This window comes from Bradyrhizobium sp. 62B (genome assembly GCF_030272265.2).
Classification (GTDB): Bacteria; Pseudomonadota; Alphaproteobacteria; order Rhizobiales; family Xanthobacteraceae; genus Bradyrhizobium.
The window spans coordinates 5,933,122-5,952,732 of sequence record NZ_CP092841.2 but is presented as its reverse complement, the minus strand read 5'-3'; the positions used below and the strand labels follow the sequence as shown (position 1 = coordinate 5,952,732).

General features: G+C 65.2%; 16 protein-coding genes. 13 read left to right on the top strand and 3 right to left on the bottom strand.

The window, feature by feature from the left end:
* The first annotated feature begins 10 nt into the window (after nt 1-10).
* The 7 genes from ML401_RS28585 to ML401_RS28555 all read left to right on the top strand — a co-directional run bounded on the left by ML401_RS28585 (nt 11) and on the right by ML401_RS28555 (nt 10,568).
* Nucleotides 11-961, top strand: coding sequence for an ABC transporter permease (locus ML401_RS28585; RefSeq protein WP_211416212.1), 951 nt, complete (start codon nt 11-13; stop codon nt 959-961).
* A 4-nt stretch (nt 962-965) separates the two neighbouring features.
* A complete protein-coding gene (locus ML401_RS28580; protein WP_194404031.1) occupies nt 966-1,841 on the top strand; it encodes an ABC transporter permease in 876 nt (291 codons plus the stop codon).
* Between the two features lie 40 nt (nt 1,842-1,881).
* Nucleotides 1,882-3,210 carry an FAD-binding oxidoreductase gene (locus ML401_RS28575; RefSeq protein WP_211416213.1) on the top strand — a complete coding sequence of 443 codons (1,329 nt, stop codon included), beginning with the start codon at nt 1,882-1,884 and terminating at the stop codon, nt 3,208-3,210.
* Between the two features lie 7 nt (nt 3,211-3,217).
* Nucleotides 3,218-4,144 carry a glyoxylate/hydroxypyruvate reductase A gene (locus ML401_RS28570; protein WP_285807695.1) on the top strand — a complete coding sequence of 309 codons (927 nt, stop codon included), beginning with the start codon at nt 3,218-3,220 and terminating at the stop codon, nt 4,142-4,144.
* 9 nt (nt 4,145-4,153) lie between these two features.
* Nucleotides 4,154-6,022, top strand: coding sequence for an ABC transporter ATP-binding protein (locus ML401_RS28565; RefSeq protein WP_285807694.1), 1,869 nt, complete (start codon nt 4,154-4,156; stop codon nt 6,020-6,022).
* Nucleotides 6,023-6,363: 341 nt separating this feature from the next.
* The gene (locus ML401_RS28560) at nt 6,364-6,879 is read left to right on the top strand and encodes a hypothetical protein (RefSeq protein ID WP_194404027.1); all 516 of its coding nucleotides are present in this window, start codon (nt 6,364-6,366) and stop codon (nt 6,877-6,879) included.
* A gap of 314 nt (nt 6,880-7,193) precedes the next feature.
* Nucleotides 7,194-10,568 (top strand): adenylate/guanylate cyclase domain-containing protein, encoded by a 3,375-nt coding sequence (locus tag ML401_RS28555; protein WP_285807693.1) that lies wholly within the window; start codon nt 7,194-7,196, stop codon nt 10,566-10,568.
* Between the two features lie 3 nt (nt 10,569-10,571).
* On the opposite strand, the gene ML401_RS28550 is transcribed toward ML401_RS28555, so the two are convergent.
* Entirely contained in the window at nt 10,572-11,795 is a 1,224-nt protein-coding gene (locus ML401_RS28550; protein ID WP_211416218.1) for a polyhydroxyalkanoate depolymerase, read from the bottom strand.
* A 159-nt stretch (nt 11,796-11,954) separates the two neighbouring features.
* Between ML401_RS28550 and ML401_RS28545 the strand changes: the two genes are divergently transcribed.
* Nucleotides 11,955-12,611, top strand: coding sequence for a glutathione S-transferase family protein (locus ML401_RS28545; RefSeq protein ID WP_285807692.1), 657 nt, complete (start codon nt 11,955-11,957; stop codon nt 12,609-12,611).
* Nucleotides 12,612-12,891: 280 nt separating this feature from the next.
* On the opposite strand, the gene ML401_RS28540 is transcribed toward ML401_RS28545, so the two are convergent.
* On the bottom strand, nt 12,892-13,116 hold the full coding sequence (locus ML401_RS28540) for a hypothetical protein (protein ID WP_028138161.1): 225 nt from the start codon (nt 13,114-13,116) through the stop codon (nt 12,892-12,894).
* Nucleotides 13,117-13,300: 184 nt separating this feature from the next.
* Here ML401_RS28540 and ML401_RS28535 point away from each other — a divergent pair, with 184 nt between their 5' ends.
* Nucleotides 13,301-13,672, top strand: a complete 372-nt coding sequence (locus tag ML401_RS28535; RefSeq protein ID WP_212067209.1) for a hypothetical protein — start codon at nt 13,301-13,303, stop codon at nt 13,670-13,672.
* 9 nt (nt 13,673-13,681) lie between these two features.
* Here the strand turns inward: ML401_RS28535 and ML401_RS28530 are convergent, their stop codons facing one another.
* Nucleotides 13,682-14,785 carry a mandelate racemase/muconate lactonizing enzyme family protein gene (locus ML401_RS28530; protein ID WP_285807691.1) on the bottom strand — a complete coding sequence of 368 codons (1,104 nt, stop codon included), beginning with the start codon at nt 14,783-14,785 and terminating at the stop codon, nt 13,682-13,684.
* Nucleotides 14,786-14,954: 169 nt separating this feature from the next.
* On the opposite strand from ML401_RS28530, the gene ML401_RS28525 reads away from it, so the two are divergent.
* From ML401_RS28525 to ML401_RS28510, 4 genes are all read left to right on the top strand, one after another.
* A complete protein-coding gene (locus ML401_RS28525; protein ID WP_285807690.1) occupies nt 14,955-15,788 on the top strand; it encodes an AraC family transcriptional regulator in 834 nt (277 codons plus the stop codon).
* 140 nt (nt 15,789-15,928) lie between these two features.
* Nucleotides 15,929-16,855, top strand: a complete 927-nt coding sequence (locus tag ML401_RS28520) for an SMP-30/gluconolactonase/LRE family protein (protein WP_285807689.1) — start codon at nt 15,929-15,931, stop codon at nt 16,853-16,855.
* Between the two features lie 139 nt (nt 16,856-16,994).
* Nucleotides 16,995-17,588 carry a GNAT family N-acetyltransferase gene (locus tag ML401_RS28515; RefSeq protein ID WP_285812762.1) on the top strand — a complete coding sequence of 198 codons (594 nt, stop codon included), beginning with the start codon at nt 16,995-16,997 and terminating at the stop codon, nt 17,586-17,588.
* 16 nt (nt 17,589-17,604) lie between these two features.
* Complete coding sequence (locus ML401_RS28510; protein ID WP_285807688.1) at nt 17,605-19,251, top strand: GMC family oxidoreductase; 1,647 nt, start codon at nt 17,605-17,607, stop codon at nt 19,249-19,251.
* Nucleotides 19,252-19,611: the final 360 nt, after the last annotated feature.

Here is a 19,611-nt window from a genome sequence, read left to right as displayed (position 1 = left end):
ATCGCCTGAGATGGCCCGTTACGTCGTCAACCGCCTGGCGCAGGCGATCATGCTGCTCGTGATCGTCTCGGGAATCGGCTTCGCCATCCTGCATCTGGCGCCCGGCGGTCCGCTGTCGCAATTCGCGGCCTCCGCGCAGATGACGCAGGAGGATCTCGATCGCGTCACCAGCCAGCTCGGCCTCGATCGTCCGCTGCCGATCCAGTATCTCGACTGGTTCGGCCGCATGGTGCGGGGTGATTGGGGCAAGTCCTATCGCGATGGCGAGGCGGTGCTGTCGGTGATCTCTTCGCATCTCGGCGCCACCCTGGAGCTGATGGCGACGGCGACCATCATCGCGGTGCTGCTCGGCTGCTGGATCGGCATACTCGGCGCGCTACGGCGCTATTCGCTGTTCGATACGCTTGCGACCGTCGGCGCCATGATCGCGCTGTCGATCCCGACCTTCTGGTTCGGCCTCGTCACGATCTACATTTTCTCGGTGAAGCTCGGCTGGCTGCCGGCCGGAAACCGCGAGACCGTAGGCGACGGCTCCTTCCTCGACCTCATGCATCATCTGATCGCGCCGGCGCTGGTGCTGGCGCTGGTCGAGACCGCGATGTGGGGCCGTTTCATGCGCTCCTCCATGCTCGAGGTGATCAACCAGGACTACATCCGCACCGCGCGTGCCAAGGGCCTGCCGGAATGGCGTATCCTCACCGTGCACGCGCTGCGTAACGCGTTGCTGCCGATGATCACGGTGGCGGGCCTGCAGTTCCCGACGCTGCTCGGCGGCGCGCTGGTGGCCGAGACCGTGTTCACCTGGCCCGGCATGGGCCGCCTGTTCCTGGATTCGATCGGTTACCGCGACTATCCCGTGGTGATGGGCATCCTGATGTTCTCGGCGGCCATGGTGCTGATCGGCTCGTTGCTCGCCGACATCCTCTATGCCGTCGTCGATCCGCGCATCCGGGTGGGCTAAGGCGATGGCGACCGCAACCCTCTCTACCGTCCAGCTCGCGCCCGGTCAGGCCGCGTGGCGGCGCTTCCGCCGGCATCGCCTGGCGCTCGCCGGTGCCGTCATCATTCTGGTGCTTGTGCTCGGTGCGGCATTCGGCCCGTACCTGCTGCCGTTCGACGACACCTATATCGACATCATGAAGCGGTTCGCGCCTCCGCTCTCGGGCGCGCACATTCTCGGCACCGACGAGCTCGGCCGCGACGTGCTGGCGCGGCTGATGATGGGCGGACGCGTCTCGCTTTCGATCGGCATCGTCGCGATGGTGATCGCGATGGCGGTCGGCATCGTCGTCGGCGCCTTTGCCGGCTTCTATGGCGGCGTGGTCGGCGCGGTGCTGATGCGGCTCGTCGACGCCGTGCTGTGCTTTCCGACCATCTTCCTGCTGCTCGCGCTGGCGGCGCTCACCGAGCCAGGTCTCGTCACCACCACCGTGCTGATCGCGGCGACCGCCTGGATGGCGGTGGCGCGCGTCGTCGAGGCCCAGGTGCGGTCGCTGCGCGAGCGCGAGTTCGCGGTTGCGGCGCTCGCCTTCGGCTCGTCGAACCTGCGGATCATGTTCCGCGAGCTGGTGCCAAATGCGATCGCGCCGATCGTGGTAGCGGCGACCTTGAACGTCGCCAAGGCAATCCTGCTGGAATCCTATGTCAGCTATCTCGGCTACGGCATCCAGCCGCCGGCCGCGAGCTGGGGCAACATGCTCAACAACGCGCAGATCTATCTCACCAGCGCGCCATGGCTTGCGATCGCGCCGGGCCTCGCCATCACGCTTGCGGTCACCAGCTTCAACTTCCTCGGCGACGGCCTGCGCGATGCGCTCGATCCGCGCATGAACATCCCATGATGAGCAAGAACTCGACCGAACTGAATGCCAGGAGTGCCCCATGTCCCCGCCGCTGAACCGAATCAATAGCGATGAACGCCTGCCCGCGCAGGTGGACGTCGTCGTCATCGGCGGTGGCGTCATCGGCGTGTCCGCAGGCTACCATCTGGCGAAGAAGGGCCTCTCGGTCGCGCTTCTTGAGAAGGGCCATGTCGGCGGCGAGCAGTCGAGCCGCAATTGGGGCTGGTGTCGCCAGCAGGGCCGCGCGCGCGAGGAAATCCCGCTGGCGCGCGAAGCGCTGCGGCTGTGGGAGGACATGCAGAACGATGCCGGCGTCGATGCCGGCTTCCGCCGCACCGGCGTGCTGTTCCTCACCAAGAGCAAGGACGAGCTTGCGAGCTGGGAGCGCTGGGCCGCGGTCGCACGCGAGATGCAGGTGCACTCCACGGTGCTGACGCCGGCCGAGGTCGCCGAGCGCATGCCGGGCAATACCGACACATGGGTCGGCGGCCTGCACACGCCGAGCGACGGCCGCGCCGAGCCGTCGATGGCCGTGCCGGCGCTGGCGACGGCCGCACGAAAACATGGCGTCACCATTCATCAGGGCTGCGCGGCGCGCGGGCTGGAGACGCAAGGCGGCCGTGTCAGCGCCGTCGTCACCGAGAAGGGCACCATCCGCACGCAAGCCGTGCTGCTGTCGGGCGGGGCGTGGTCGTCGCTGTTTTGCCGCCGTCACGGCATCGAGCTGCCGATCGGTCTCGTCAACGCCACCGCATGCCGGACCACGCCGGCGCCGGAGATCACCTCGGGCGCGCTCGGCACCGACTTCTACTGCATCCGCCGCCGCCTCGACGGCGGCTTCACGCTGGCGCTGCGCAACCGCGGCACGGTCGAGCTGTCGCCCGACCTGTTCCGCTACGCGCGCACCTTCTGGCCCACCTATCTGCATCGCAAGAACGGGCTGAAGCTCTCGTTCGGCAAGTCGTTCTTCGACCAGATCGTGCGCGGCACCGGCTGGAGCCTCGACAAGCCCTCGCCGTTCGAGAGCGAGCGCGTGCGCGATCCCGCGCCCGACATGTCGCTGGTCAATGCCGCGCTGGCCTCCTTGATCAAGGCGAATCCGGAACTGAAGGACATCGAGATCGCGGAAGCCTGGGGCGGCACCATCGACTGCACGCCCGACACCATCCCCGTGATCTCGCCGGTCGATGCGCTGCCTGGCTTCTTCCTCGCGACCGGCTTCTCCGGCCATGGTTTTGGCATTGGCCCCGCCGCCGGCAAGCTCGCCGCCGACATCGTGACCGGCGCGACGCCGCTGGTCGATCCCGCCGCCTACAGCCACAAGCGCATGATCGACGGCCGGCGCCTGGCGCCCGTCAGCCCGTTCTGAGGGTGGCATGACGGTTCTCTACAAGGCCAACATGGAGCGCGGCGCCGAGTGGGCGACATTCTTCGCCGAGCGCGCACCCGATGTGCCGTTCCGGCTCTGGCCCGATATCGGCGACCCCGCTGCTGTCCGCTATCTCGTGGCCTGGGTGCCGCCAGACGATATCGCGACGACGTTCCCCAATCTCGAACTGGTGTTCTCGGTCGGCGCAGGCGTCGACCAGTTCGACGCCACGAAAGTGCCGACGCACATTCCGCTGGTCCGGATGCTGGAGCCCGGCATTGCCGAGACCATGGTGGCATATGTCACCATGGTCGTGCTGGCCTTGCATCGCGATCTCCTCGATTTCATCAGCCAGCAGAAACAGCAGGTCTGGCGCGAGATCCGGATCACGCCGGCGAAGCGGCGGCGGGTCGGCGTGATGGGGCTCGGCCAGCTTGGCCAGGCCGTGCTCGATCGCCTCAGGGCATTCGGCTTTCCGCTATTCGGCTGGAATCGCTCGCCGCGCGAGATCGAGGGCGTGACCTGTTACGCCGGTAGCGAGGCACTGCCCGAATTCCTTGCGCAGGCTGACATTCTCATCTGCCTTCTGCCGCTCACCGACGAAACGCGCGGCATCCTCAATGCCGATCTGTTCGCGCGCCTGCCGCGCGGGGCGGGGCTGGTCAATGTCGGACGTGGGCCGCATCTCGTTGAGGCCGATTTGCTCGCGGCCCTCGACAGCGGCGCATTGTCCGGTGCGGTGCTGGACGTGACCGATCCCGAGCCGTTGCCTCCAGGCCATCCGTTCTGGAGCCACCCGCGCATCCTGCTGACGCCGCACAATGCCAGCATGACGACACCGGACACGGCCGTCGATTTCGTGCTCGACGTCATCGCACGCCACCGCCGCGGCAAGGCGTTGCCGGGGCTCGTCGACCGCGCGCGCGGCTATTAGGGCAGGTTCATGAGCATCGGCGCAAGCGCATCAAACGAAGTCGCCGCCGGTGCGCAGGCGCCGGTGCTGTCGGTCTCCGGCCTCACCACCTCCTTCATGCTCGAGCGGAGATGGATTCCCGTCGTCCGCAACGTGTCCTTCGACGTCGCAGCCCGCGAGACCGTGGCGATCGTCGGCGAGTCCGGTTCGGGCAAGAGCGTCACCGCGCTGTCGATCATGCGGCTCATCCCGAAGGAGATCGGCCGGATCGAGGGGCGGGTCATGCTTGCCGGCCGCGATCTGCTGGCGCTGCCGGACGTGAGCATGAAAGACATCCGTGGCAACGACGTCGCCATGATCTTCCAGGAGCCGATGACGAGCCTCAATCCGGTGCTCACCATCGGCTTCCAGATCGCGGAGGCGCTGATCCAGCATCGCGGCCTGTCGCGTGCGGCGGCGGAGGCCGAGACCGTCCGCCTGCTCGATCGCGTCCGCATTCCCGCAGCGAAATCGCGCTTCCACGAGCATCCACATCGCCTCTCCGGCGGCATGCGCCAGCGCGTGATGATCGCGATGGCGCTGGCCTGCAAGCCGAAGCTCCTGATTGCGGACGAGCCGACCACCGCGCTCGACGTCACCATCCAGGCCCAGATCCTGGAGCTCCTGAAGGAGCTTCAGCAGGAGGAGGGGATGTCGATCCTCTTCATCACCCACGACATGGGCGTGGTCGCCGAGATTGCCGACCGCACCGTCGTGATGTATGGCGGGCAGGCGGTCGAGACCGATGCCACCGCGCGCATCTTCGCAGCGCCATCGCATCCCTATACGCGCGCACTGCTCGCCGCGGTGCCGCGCCTCGGCTCGATGGACGGATGTGCGCGGCCGATGCGCTTTCCGATCGTCGACAAGGTGACGGGCACCTCGGACGAGCCGGCGGAGACGCCCGACACCGTCTCGGCCGCCGAGCGCCCGTTGCTCGAAGTCTCAGGCCTCACCACGCGCTTTCCGATCCGCTCGGGCCTGTTCGGCAAAGTCTCGGGCCGCGTCCATGCCGTCGAGAACGTCTCCTTTACCTTGCGGGCCGGCGAGACCCTGGCGCTGGTCGGCGAATCCGGTTGCGGCAAATCGACCACCGGCCGCTCGATCCTCAAGCTGACGGAGCCTGACAGCGGCACCGTGCTGATCGACGGTCAGGATGTGCTGGCCATGAATGCCCGCACCTTGCGCGACGTCCGCAAGCAGATGCAGATCATCTTTCAGGATCCGTTCGCGAGCCTCAATCCGCGCATGTCGGTGGGAACGGCGATCGCAGCGCCTTTGCTCGCGAATGGTCTCGCGACGGCGTCGCAGGCACGCGACCAGGTCGCCGACCTCCTCGTGCGCGTCGGTCTTTCCGCCGACATGGCCGCGCGCTTTCCGCACGAATTCTCAGGCGGCCAGCGGCAGCGTATCTGCATCGCCCGGGCGCTCGCGCTCGGGCCGAAGCTGATCGTGGCGGACGAGGCAGTCTCCGCGCTCGACGTCTCGGTCAAGGCGCAGGTCGTCAACCTCATGCTCGACCTGCAGGCCAGCATGGGCCTGGCCTATCTCTTCATCTCCCACGACATCGCCGTGGTCGAGCGCATGAGCCACCGCGTCGCGGTGATGTATCTCGGCGAGATCGTGGAGATCGGCCCGCGTGCTGCATTGTTCGGCAATCCGCAGCATCCCTATACCAAGAAGCTGATGGCCGCTGTACCGGTGCCCGACCCGTCACGCCGCGGCACGCGGCGCGAGGTGGCTAACGACGAGATCAGAAGCCCGGTGCGCGCGCCCGATTACCAGCCGCCGGTGCGGCAGTATCGTGAAGTCTCGCCCGGCCACGTCGTGCAGGTCTGGGGCGCGGAGTGGTCCGGTTGAGGCGCGAGCTCCACATGTCCTCCGGAAATCGTGAGCGGATGGAGCGACAGGGAACAGCGGCATGTGAACCGCTTCATACTCCATCACACTCTTTCTGAACTACCACTTCCGCAAGAAATTGCCGCACCCGGACCTGATTGACGGACACGGGTGAGATGCAATGCCTGCGCAGCCGCGTGCTCGCAGCTTTGGGTTGGTTCCTCGTCTTGCTCACGAGCAAGCCAGCCCCATCACTCAGCACAGATCTTTCAGAAATGGAATCAAGGGCATCGAGAAACGCGTCCTGGCAGCTTCTATTCGGGTCGGCCGGTAGGCTGCCACTTACTCAGAAGGAGCCCCCGATGAAGATAAGCAGCGCATTTTCCAACGCATTTTCCCTCACAAGGCACGTCGGCAGTCTTCGGATCCCTCGTTCCCGTCTGATCAAGTCGGCCCATCTCCTTGAAAGAATTGGACTGGCAGCCGTTGGAGCCTCTTGCGGCCTCTATGTGGGTGCGACCCTGTTGCGTCAGAAAGGCGGACTGTTTGAAAGCGGCTGGATCGTGCTGATAACAATGCTCTACGGAGCTCTCAGCTATTATGTCGGCATCGACTTGGCCGGCAATGTCGCACGGAAGTCGAGATCGAGCATCTCGGAAGAATGGAACGGTTCCGAGCCGGCCGAGATCATGAGTGCAGCCGGAACGTTCGGCGCAGCGATTGCTGCGACTCTGTCCGTCAGCATCCTTGTCCTTGATCAAAATCTGCCCAACGGCCTGATCGCCTTTGTAGCCGGCTGTTGGGTGGTTGGCTCTTCGCTTCAGGTTGCGGCGGGCACGATGGCTCGCAACGACGCAACGCCCATCAACGAGCAATGAAGGGACGTGCGCTCACGGAAAACGTCCGCTTGACATCGTACATCAGCGCAAGCCGCAGTGTTGGTTCGGCTTCAGGTCTGGAATGAGCGATGACGATTCATCGCAACCTCTGCTGTCCAACGCTGCGCGCCAGCGATGTTTGGTAGCGCAGCCGTTCCTATCGAGCAGATCCCGATCGAAACCGTACCGGTACTGAGTAACCTAGATTTTCGCGCAACAAACAAGACGTGCCATCATTGCGACGTTGGGATATTCTCCCGCGCGGCCGTGGTCCAGAATTCTGTTAACTGCCAGTCATAAGATCGGTGGGAGCCGTGCAGATTGCGGAGTGGCTCGAGAAGCTGGGGCTTGGGCAATACGCGGAGCGTTTTGCCCAGAATGGCATCGACGTGGGCATCCTCCCCGAACTGATGGACGAGGACTTCGACAAGCTCGGGGTGCTGCTCGGTCATCGCCGCAAGATGCTGCGTGCCATTGCCGAACTCGATCCAGCCGCGTTGATCGCGTCGCCGTCTCCTCCTCACGACGCCGAGCGGCGCCACCTCACCGTTATGTTTTGCGATCTGGTCGGATCCACCGCACTCTCAGCGCGTCTCGATCCCGAGGATCTGTGGGAAGTGATCCGGGCCTACCGGGTCGCATGCGCGCGCGTCATCGCCGCTTACGACGGCAGGATAGCCAGGTTCGTCGGTGACGGAATCCTCGTCTACTTCGGCTATCCGCGCGCCCACGAAGATGATGCGGAGCGCGCAGTGCGAGCGGGCCTCGATATCATCGCTGCGATTTGCGAGCTCAAGACAGGCGCGGGCGAACGGGTTGAACTTCGGATCGCAATTGCGACCGGGCTCGTGGTGGCCGGCGACCTCATCAGCGGAGATGCGTCAGAGGAACATGCGACCATCGGCGATACGCCGAACCTCGCTGCCCGGCTTCAGAGTCTGGCAGAGCCGGGGGCGGTCGTCGTTGCTTCATCGACACGCCGGCTGCTTGGCGACCTCTTCACCTTCCGCAATCTCGGCCGGCGCGAGGTCAAGGGGATAAGCGAACCCATCGCGGTCTGGGCGGTGGAAGGAGCGAGCGCATCGGAGAGCCGCTTCGAGGCGGTCCGCGCCGCGCGCTCGATCGGCTTTGTCGGCCGCAAGGACGAGATCGAATTCATTTTCTCGCGCCAGCGGGAGGCATGGCAGGGCTTGGGCCAGATCGTCTTGATTTCCGGCGAAGCGGGCATCGGCAAGTCGCGCATCGTGGCAACATTGTCCGAAAGCCCCTCGCTGGGGACACACCGTCGGGTGCGGTATCAGTGTTCGCCTTATCACACCAACAGCGCACTTCATCCCTTTGTCGCGCAGCTCGATCGCGCCGCCGGAATTCGCTTGCACGACACGCCGGAACAGAAGCTCGACAAGCTCGAGGCCATGCTGGCGCTGGGAACCCAGCAGGTCGCCCGAGCAACCCCGCTGATCGCGGCTCTGCTTTCGATTCCCATTGGCGACCGTTACCCGCCCCTCGGCTTGAGCCCGGCGCAGCAGCGGAGACAGACGTTTGCCGCTCTTCTCGATCAGCTTGAGGGATTGGCGCGAGGCCAGCCTCTCCTGCTCATCTGCGAGGACATGCATTGGGCCGATGCCACGACGCTCGAACTGTTCGATCTCGCGGTGGATCGGATCAGGGCCCTGCCGATACTTGTGCTCATGACATCCCGGCCGGAGTTCGAGCCCTCCTGGTCGGGCCTTGCCAACGTCAGCCTGTTGCGGCTCGACCGGCTCGACCGACAGGACACGCGCGCGCTGGTGGAGCAGGTGGTCGTCGGCCGCCAGCTGCCACGCGAAATGATGGAGCAGATCATCGACAAGACCGATGGCATCCCGCTGTTCGTCGAGGAATTGACCAAGATGGTGCTGGAGTCCGGCTTGCTCGTCGAGGATGCCGGACGCTACCGGCTGAACAGTCCGCTGCCGCCGCTTGCCATCCCTGCGACGCTGCAGGATTCGCTGATGGCGCGGCTCGACCGGCTCGCTCCGGTCAAGGAGGTGGCACAGATAGGCGCGGCCATCGGCCGCGACTTTTCGTACGCGCTGCTGAAGACCGTGGCAGGACGCGATGATCTGACCCTGAGCGCTGCGCTGGCACAGCTCGAAGAGGCCGAATTGCTCTTGCGCCGTGGGACTCCGCCCGAAGCAAATTATAGTTTCAAGCACGCCCTCGTTCAGGAAGCGGCCTACGAGAGCCTGCTCAAGAGCAAACGGCAGGTGCTTCACACGCGAATTGGCGAGATCCTGCGCGAGAACTTTCCAGCCGTTGCCGAGACCGAGCCGGAAGTCCTGGCGCATCACTTCACTGAGGCGGGGCTGAGCGAGGCCGCCCTCGAATGGTGGCGCAAGGCGGGCCAACAGGCACTGAAACGTTCGGCCTATTCCGAGGCGATCGCGCATCTCGGCAAGGCCATTGCGTTCGCCGATCAGTTGCCTGACGAGCCGCGCCGGATGATGAGCAGGCTGCATCTTCAAATCGCATATGGTCGTGCGCTCCGGGGCAGCCTCGGTCATAGTGCTCCTGAAACGGTTGCGGCATGGACGCGTGCGCGCCAGTTCGCAGCCGACATCGATGATCCCGTTGAGCTCGCGCCGGTGCATTCGGGACTCTTCAATGCCTGCCTGACGCAGGGCGAACTCGCTCCGATGCGGGAGCTGGCGGACGCCATCAGGAGCGCCGCTGACCGACGACCGGACTCGCCGGTGGCCGCCGTCGTTGCCCATTGGGCAGGCGGCGTCACCTGCTGGTTCGCCGGCGATTACTTGAATGCGAGAACGTATCTCGAGCGCGCGCTGGCGGTCTATGGTGCCGAGCCGGATCCCGCGACCTTCAGGGCTTCGGCGCTGGATCTGCCGTTCGTGATCATGAGATTTCTTGCCCTTGTGCTCTGGCCGCTGGGCAGCACCGCTCGAGCGTGCAGGCTCGCCGCGGAAGCGGTGGGTGCTCCGGCAGAAAAACGAGCGCTGTCCCAGGCCAATGCGCTGGTTCATCGCGCAGTGTTCGACGGGGTATGCGGGGGCATGTTGCAGCAAACAGAGACGATCCTGGCGCTCGGTCTCGCGCGCGACCACACGATGCCGCTATACGTGGCCGCGGGCACCTACCTGAATGGCCTGGCCAAGTGGCGTGCCGGCGACCGAATGGCCGGAGTGGCGGACATGCGTCACGGCTGGACCTTGCTGCGCGAGAACGATTGCTATCTCTGCGAACCGTTCTGGGGGATGAACGTCGCCGTTGCGAATGCAGAGCTGGGCCAAGTCGAGACCGGGCTGGACATCCTGAACGAATTGATCGCCGGGACGGCACAATCCGGCCAGCATTGGCTTGATGCCGAGCTGCATCGTGTCCGCGGCAAACTCTTGTCGCGCCATGATCCTTCGGACGAATCCAGTGCCGAAGACGCCCTCGCGCGAGCGCTGGAAATCGCGCGACACCAGCAGACCAGGACTTTCGAGCTGCGCAGCGCGCTCGAACTTGCACGGCTGCACAAGACAAATGGCCGAGCGGATGCGATATCCCGGGTGCTCGATCCCGTGCTCGCTGAATTCGAGGCGGAGCGAAATCTTCCGGAGTTGGTTGAAGCCAGGGAGCTGCTCACGCAGGCGGATGAGGCACGTGACGCTTCCCCTGGCCGGGCGTCTTGGGGCAGGGAATGACGCTCACGAATTGACGTGCACGAAATCACGCAAGAGCGGGTAGATCTCGTTGTTCCAGCGCTTGCCCGAGAACACGCCGTAATGGCCGACCCCGGCCTGCATGTGGTGCACGCGCCGATAGGCGCGCACGCCGGTGCAGAGGTCCTGCGCGGCGAGCGTCTGGCCGATCGAGCAGATATCGTCCTTCTCGCCCTCGACCGTCATCAGCCCCATGCGGCTGACGGCCCTGGTGTTCACGGGGCGACCGCGATGCATCAACTTGCCCTGCGGCAGCAGGTGCTCCTGGAACACGTCGCGCACGGTCTCGATGTAGAACTCGGCGGGCAGGTCCATCACCGCAAAATATTCGTCGTAGAAGGTCTTGATGGTCGCGGCCTTGTCCTTCTCGCCCTTGGCGATGTGGTTGGCGAGGTCGAGATGCTGCTTGATGTGGCGCTCGAGGTTCATCGAGACGAAGGCGGTGAGCTGCACGAAGCCGGGATAGACCTTGCGCAGCGCGCCGCGGCACTGCATCGGCACGTAGTTGATCAGGTTTTGCTCGAACCATTCGATCGGCTTGCTCTTGGCGAAGTCGTTGACCCTGGTCGGCTGGATGCGCGTGTCGATGGGACCTGCCATCAGCGTCAGCGTCGCCGGGCGCGAGGGATGGTTGTCCTCGCACATGATGGCGGCGGCCGCGAGCGCCGACACCGAAGGCTGGCAGATCGCGACCATGTGCGGGCGCGGGCCGAGTTGCCCCAGGAAGTCGATCAGGTGCTCGGTGTAGTCGTCGAGTCCGAAGCGGCCCTCGCTGCGCGGGATGTCGCGCGGATTGTGCCAGTCGGTGATGTAGACGTCGTGGTCCTGCAGCAGCGTCTGCACGGTGCCGCGCAAGAGGGTCGCGAAATGGCCGGACATCGGCGCCACCAGCAGCATGCGCGGCTGCTCGCCAGCGCCGTCTTTTCTGAAATGCAGCAGCGAGCCGAACGGCGTCGCGTAGGCGATCTCCTCGGTGACGGCCAATTCGCGATTGCCCACCGTCACCCGGTCGATGCCGTAGGCGGGACGGTGATAAGTCAGGGTCGAGCGCGAGATCAGCTCCAGCGCGGCCGAGAGACGGCCGACCACCTGGTCCGACATGCCCTGCGGCACCAGATGGAGGAATTTGAGCGCGGACGAAGCCCCCGCGCGCCACGGCGCCGTCAGGTCCATATGGTTCTGAAAGGCCTGATAATACATCGACATCATACTGAAACGCCCATCCGTCCCGCGGTGCTATGCAATAACGACGCCAAGCGGCGGGGTGGACCGCCCGCAAGCAAAATTGGCACGTCGCTTGCTGCTCACCTCGCGGCAAGCAGGGCACATCCGCACGCCGGCGGAGAGGCGGGATCAGGGAAGGGCCACATGGCAAAGGCGACGCTGACCATCAGCAGCAAGAACTATTCGTCCTGGTCGCTCCGCGGCTGGTTGCTGGCAAAATTCTCCGGGCTCGATTTCGAGGAGATCGTCACTGCGCCGGACGATCCGTCCGCGCGCGCGGAGATCCTCTTGCTGTCGTCGTCGATCCTGGTGCCGTGCCTGCGGCACGAGGGCGCGGTCGTCTGGGATACGCTGGCGATCGCCGAATATCTCAACGAGGTGATGCCGGCGGCCGGCCTGCTGCCGGATGACCGCGTGCAGCGCGCCCATTGCCGTTCGATCTCGGGCGAAATCCATTCCGGCTTCACCACGCTGCGCGCCTCGCTGCCGGTGAATCTGAAGGGACGTTTTCCCGGCTTCAAGATCTGGTCGCGCGCGCAAGCCGACATCGACCGCGTCTCGTCGATCTGGCGCGATTGCCTGGAGCAGTCGGGCGGCCCCTTCCTGTTCGGCGCGCAGCGCACCATGGCGGATGCGATGTACGCGCCCGTGGTAACGCGCTTCGTCACCTATGACGTCAAGCTGGAGCCGCTGCTGCAGGCCTATGCCGACACCATCATGGCGATGCCCGAGATGGCCGAATGGATCGCCGCGGCGCGGGAAGAGCCGGCCGAGATCGAGGAGCTCGAGGTCGAATATTAGGCAGGCACGCAGCATCTTGCCTGTTTCGGGGGCGGCAGCGGTTGCACGCGTCCGGAGGAGCTATCCCCTTGCCGGAATTAACCTTTGGCGCCGGTAAGCGGTCGATGCCGTTCGCCCCGCAGCACAGATATTGTACGCGCCTGCACCGCCGCATCGACATCTAGCCGTGAACAGCTGCGTACACGGCGATTCGGCTGATTCGGACGTGATTCGTTCGAGCCGCGTTCCGTTGGTTAAAGGCGGAGCGCGGCGCCGTTGCATTCTGGAACAGATATCCGCGTCAGGCAGCCCCGCGCTGCTTCACGCGGGGCAGGCGCCAGCCGATGACGGTGGCTTCGACCGCGATGCCGGCTTCGTGGTTTTGCCAGCGTCCCTCGACATAGCGGCAGGCGAACGGCAGTTGATACGTTCCGCTGTGGTCCTCGCACAGCACTTCGAGCGCCAGGCCCGGCGGTGGTTCTCCGGCGCCGTCGAATTCCGCCAGTCGTCTATCGCGCGTTGCCATTCCAAAAATCTCCCCTAAACAAAGCCGCGGAACGAGCGCCCACTTCTTCCGCGCGCGGATCATCGTTCCCCGTCCGAGGGAACGGACCCAAGCTCAACGCGAGAATGCGGTACGAGTGTGGTAGCCTTTGCCGGCTGTGCGCAAACAGCGCACATTGCCGTGATCGTTTGACGAGGAACTTTTCATGCTGCTTCGAGATGCCGGCATTTGTTTCGCGATATTGCTGCTCGCAACACTGGCGAATGCGCCGGTGCACGCGCAGGACGTGCCCGGCATCGAGATCTGTACGGTCGAAAAGACCATGGAGCGGCGCACCTCCTGCCTGCAGAGCAATGTCGACTTCCTGCAGAAGACGATCACCAAGCTCAATCTCGATCACCAGCAGAAGCTGGATGCGGCGGCTCGCCAGATCGACGCGCTGAAAACGAGCCTTGCCGGCCTGCAGAAGACGATTGGCGATCTCCAGGCCGCGCAAGCGAAGACGGCCGAGGATCTGAAGAAGAAGCAGGACGCGCCGCCGGCCAAGGATGCTACGAACAAGGACGCTGCGAAATAGGCGCGGCGGTCACGCCACCCGATAGCGCTCCATCACGCCGCGATCGGGCTCATAGCCGAGCCCCGGTCCTGTGGGCACCGCGACGTGGCCGGTGGCATCGCTGTCCGCGCGGCCGCCCCAGAGGCAGGCCTCGCGCTTGAGATAGAACACCTCGACCAGCCCGTCGTCGCGGGTCGCCAGCAGGTGCAGCGTCGCGAGCAGGCCGGGTCCGAAATAGGGCGAGTGCGGCACGATCTTGACGCCGAGCTGGTCGGCCAGCGCCGCGATCTTCACGAACTCCGTGATGCCGCCGACCTTGATCACGGACGGCTGGGCGTGGCTCACCGCGCCGGCCTCCATCATCTGGCGGAATTGATAATCCGTGCAGGCATTCTCGCCGGCGGCGATGTCGAGCCCGCCTTTGCGGCGGACCTCGGCGAGCGCGGCAAAGTCTTCCGGCGGCCACACCGGCTCCTCCAGGAACATCGGACGCGCATCGCGGCATGAGGTTGCGAAGGCGATCGCCTGTTCGGCCGTCAGAGGACAGTTCATGTCGACCATCAGCGGAATGTTTGGCCCGATCGCCTCGCGCGCGGCGAACACCGCCGGCGCCGTGGTCTCGTGCAGCTTGATCGCGCCATAGCCGAGCGCGAGCGCCTTCCGGCATTCGGCCGCGATGTTGTCGGGCGAGCCGATCCGCAGCAGGCTCGCATAGGCTGGAATCGCCGTGCGCCTGGTCTCGCCGAGCAGCCGATGCAGCGGTACGCCCTCGATCTTGGCGGCAAGGTCCCACAGCGCGATGTCGAGCCCCGAGATCGCGAACATGGTGATGCCGTAGCGGCCGAACAGATGCAGATTGCGCTGGATCTGCTCCATGACAGCGGGAATGCCGGCCGCATCGGGCACGGTCAGCCCGCGCGCCTGTGGCGCGATCATCTCCTCGACCGCGCTGCGCGTGGTGTGCGGGCAGACGTAAGCGAACGCATCGCCCCAGCCGGTCAGCCCGGCATCGGTCGTGACCTCCACCAGCACCATGTCGAGGGCTGTGATCGCGGAGGCGCCCTGGCGAAAGCTCGCGACACCGGCATCATAGGGGATGCGGATATGGTGCGCCCGCACATCGGTGATGTCCATGACCCGGTTCCCCTTTCTCGTGAGCGGTTCTGGCGAGTGTAGCTGCGAATGCCGGGGCGTTGCCAGTGGCCATTGGCGGACTATCCTCCCTGTGCCGACAGCAACGCCGATCAAGCGACGCGGCGGCATGCCGCGCATCATGACCGCGCTTCGCACGAGGACGCCCGCCATGAACCCAGCGCAGCGCGCGCTCTGGTATATCGAGAGCCATCTGGCCGAGCCGATGACGCTCGACGAGATCGCTGCGGTCTCGGGCGTGTCGCGGTTCCACATCGTGCGTGCGTTTGCCGCAGCCACGGGTCTGCCAGTGATCCGTTACGTGCGCGCCCGCCGGTTGACGGAGGCCGCGCGCAACCTGGCGAATGGCGCGCCCGACATTCTGTCGCTGGCGCTGGAGGCCGACTACGGCTCGCACGAAGCCTTCACCCGCGCGTTCCGCGACCAGTTCGGCACCACGCCCGAAGCCGTCAGGGCCGCGTCATGCGCCAGCCAGCTCAAGCTCCAGGAGCCCATCCTCATGGATTCCACCATGCTCGACCATCTCGCCCCGCCGCGTTTCGAAACCGCCAAGGCCTTTCTTGTCGCCGGTCCCGCCGAGCGTATCTCCTGCGACAACGGCGCCATGATCCCGGGCCTGTGGCAGCGCTTCCATCAGGAGGTCGCCGACATTCCCGCAAGGGTCGGTCACGTCGCCTACGGCGTCTGCTGCAACGGCGACGATGCCGGCAATTTCGACTACATCGCCGGCGTCGAGGTCGCTGATTTCTCCGACCTGCCGCGCCGCTTCGGTCGCATCCGTATTCCCGAGCAGCGCTATGCGGTGTTCACCCACACCGATCACGTCGCCTCGATCCGCCGCACCGTCAACACGATCTGGAATCAGTGGTTGCCGGCCTCGGGTCTTGCGGCCGCGGACGCGCCGAGCTTCGAGCGCTACGGCGAGGCCTTCGATCCCGCAACCGGCAATGGTGGCTTCGAGATCTGGGTGCCGGTGAGGGAGTAGAGCTTCCGCAACGCTGGCATACCGTCCCGCTTGCTTGGCAAGCCCTGGTGACTTTGTCATAACCCAAGGCAAATCTTGCGTGTGGGGCCCGTGCCGGACATCCCGTGCAAGCCATAACAAGCAGCCGGGAGGGTCTCCTCATGTCTGACGTCCGCGTTCTCGCCACCGACCTCGAATTTCCCGAAGGGCCGGTCGTGATGCCGGACGGCTCGGTAGTGCTGGTGGAGATCCGCGGCCAGCGCCTGACGCGCGTCTACCCCGATGGCCGCAAGGAGATCGTCGCGAAAATTCCGGGCGGCCCGAACGGCGCCGCCCTCGGCCCCGACGGCAAGATCTACATCTGCAACAATGGCGGCTTCTCCTGGATCCCGACCCGCAACATGATCATGCCGGGCCCGCAGCCCGACGATTATCTCGGCGGTTCGATCCAGCGCGTCGATTTGCAATCCGGCAAAGTGGAGACCGTCGTGACCAAATGCGGCGCGCACGATCTGCGCGGGCCGAATGATCTGGTGTTCGACAAGCAGGGCGGCCTCTGGTTCTCCGATCTCGGCAAGCGCCGCGCGCGCGAGATGGACGTCGGTGGCATGTACTACCTCAAGCCCGGCATGACCGAGCTCGTCGAGATCGTGCACGGCATCCTGCCGGCGAACGGCATCGGGCTGTCGCCGGATGAGAATACCGTCTACATCGCGGAGACGCCGACCGGCCGGCTCTGGGCCTACGAGCTCTCGGCGCCCGGCACGCTGAAGCCGCGCGACGTGATCTATCGCGGCGAGCGGGGCAAGCCGATCTGCGGCCTCGGCGGCTACCAGATGTTCGACTCGCTCGCGGTGGAAGCCGGCGGGAATGTCTGCGTCGCCACCCTGGTCTCCGGTTGCATCTCGGTGATCGCGCCCGACGGCACCCTGGTCGAGCAGGTCCCGACCGGCGACCGCGTCACCACCAACATCGCCTTCGGCGGCCCCGAGCTGAAGACGGCCTACATCACGCTGTCAGGCAAGGGCGAGCTGGTCGCGATGGACTGGCCGCGCGGCGGATTGCCGTTGAATTTTTTGAACAAGTGACAATCGCGTAAAACGCGATTGTCATCCCGGGGCTATGCGGAGCATAGAACCCGGGATCTCGAGATTTCCGGTGCGCAATTGCGCATCTGAGGTTCGGCTCTTCGAGCCGCCCCGGAATAACGTCATGAGGAACGATCAAATGCCCTGGCCCGATCCCGTCACCCTGCGTGGACAGCACGCCCGTCTCGAGCCGCTGTCGCAGCAGCATCGCGAGGCTCTGGTCGAGGCCGTCAAGGACGGCGAGCTGTCAAAGCTCTGGTACACGGCGATCCCGCTGCCGGAGAACATGGGCAAGGAAATCGACCGCCGCCTGGCGTTGCAGGCCGCAGGCTCGATGCTGCCGTTCACCGTGTTCGATGCCGGCGGCAACATCGTCGGCATGACCACCTACATGAATATCGATGCCGCGAACCGCCGCGTCGAGATCGGCTCGACCTGGTATGGCAGGAGCGCGCAGCGTGGCCCGCTCAACACGCAGTGCAAGCTGCTCTTGCTCCGGCATGCCTTCGAGACGCTGAACTGCATCGCGGTCGAATTCCGCACCCACTTCTTCAACCACCAGAGCCGCCGCGCCATCGAGCGTCTCGGCGCCAAGCAGGACGGCATTTTGCGCAGCCATCAGGTCGCGCCGAACGGCACGCTGCGCGACACCGTGGTGTACAGCATCATTGCGGCGGAGTGGCCGACGGTGCAGGCGCATTTGAATTATCAACTCAACGACAAGCCGCGCTAGGAGCGGCCGAGGCATCATGGACAGATTTGATTATGTGATCATCGGCGCGGGCTCCGCCGGTTGCGTCCTCACCAGCCGGCTCAGCGAAGACCCGAACGTCAGCGTCTGCGTGCTGGAGGCCGGGCCGTCCGACTGGCATCCCTACATCCATCTGCCGGCGGGTTTCATCAAGACCTTCCACATGAAGAGCATCAACTGGGCCTACCAGCAGGAGCCGGGGCCCTGGACCGGCGGGCGCAGCATCTACGCGCCGCGCGGCAAGACGCTCGGCGGCTCGTCCTCGATCAACGGCCACATCTATAATCGCGGCCAGCGCATGGATTTCGACACCTGGGCGCAGATGGGCAATCGCGGCTGGGGCTATGCCGACGTGCTGCCTTACTTCAAGCGGCTGGAGAAGCGGGTCGGCGAGGGCGACAACACGTTTCGCGGTCGCGACGGCAAGCTTACCGTCACCACGATGGACTGGCGCGATCCGCTGTGCGAAGCCTTCATGGAAGGCGCGGTCTCGCTCGGCATTCCCCGCAACCCTGACTACAACGGCGCCATACAGGAAGGCGTATCCTACTGCCAGCGCACCATCGACAAGGGCCTGCGCGTTTCCGGTTCGACCGCGTTCCTCAAGCCTGCGATGAAGCGGCCCAACGTGCATGTGCACACCCATGCGCATGCCACCGAGATCATCTTCGAAGGCAAGCGCGCCGTCGGCGTGCGCTACACCAAGGGCGGTCGCGGCGGCACGCCGGTGGAGGTGCGCGCCAACAAGGAAGTCATCCTCTCCGGCGGCACCTACAATTCGCCGCAGCTGCTGCAGCTCTCCGGCATCGGCTCGCCGGATCTGCTGCAGCAACACGGCATCGCAGTGCGTCACGCGCTACCGGTCGGCGAGGGCCTGCAGGACCATTACGCCCCGCGCACGGTGGCGCGGGTCAAGGACATCAAGACCATCAACGAGCTTCGCCGCGGCTTCTCGCTGTGGATCGAGGCGCTGAAATGGGCAACCGCGCGCCGCGGCCTGCTCTCGCTGTCGCCGACCATGGTCTATTGCTTCTGGCACTCCGGCGAGAGTGCGGATTCCTCCGATCTCCAGCTCACCTTCACGCCGGCAAGCTACAAGGAGGGCGTGCAGGGACAGCTCGAGGACGAGCCCGGCATGACGGTGGCCTCCTGGCAGCAGCGCCCGGAGAGCCGCGGCTACGTCCGCATCCGCTCCAATGATCCGTTTGCGCCGCCGATCATCCAGACCAACTATCTCGACGCCGAACTCGACCGCCGCGTCATCGTCGGCGGCATGAAGCTTGCGCGGCGCTTGCTGAAGAGCGCGCCGCTGTCGCCCTATTACGCTTATGAGGATTTCCCCGGCCCCAACATCAACACCGATGACGAATTCCTCGCCGCCGCCACCGAACGCGGCACCACCACCTTCCACCCCGGCTGCACCTGCCGCATGGGCCCGGCGGACAGTGCGTGGGCGGTGGTCGACGACCAGCTCCGCGTCCACGGCCTCGAAGGCCTCCGCGTCATCGACGCCTCGGTGATGCCGCGCATGATCTCGGCGAACCTCAACGCCTCCACGATGATGATCGCGGATCGTGCCTCAGACCTGATCCGCGGCAAGACGCCGATGGAAGCGGCAAGGATTCCGGACGCGGCGGTGGCGTGAGGCTTCGTTGTGGTTAGCCGGCGGCCGCGCAGAGCGCGGTCGTTGGCGTAACCCACCGCTTCTGTCGATGCCGAGGGCGAGGAATGCAAGCAAGGCTCGGGCGAGACGCGCCGCGAGGCTGCGAAGGCGTGTTTGCGCGATTCAATGTGCAAATTGGAGAAGCGATGCCGCTGCCTCACACGCGAATGTCGTGCCCCGGACGCAGCGCAGCGTCACTTCGACGGTGCGCTGCAGAGCCGGGGCCCATGTCTCCGCGCCATCCGTGCGGCGTGGGTCCCTGTGTATCGAAATTCTGTCATGGTGGAGTGGGCGGGAAGCCGTTGGGTCCTTGGCGCTTGACGCCGTGAGCCGGCTCGGTCT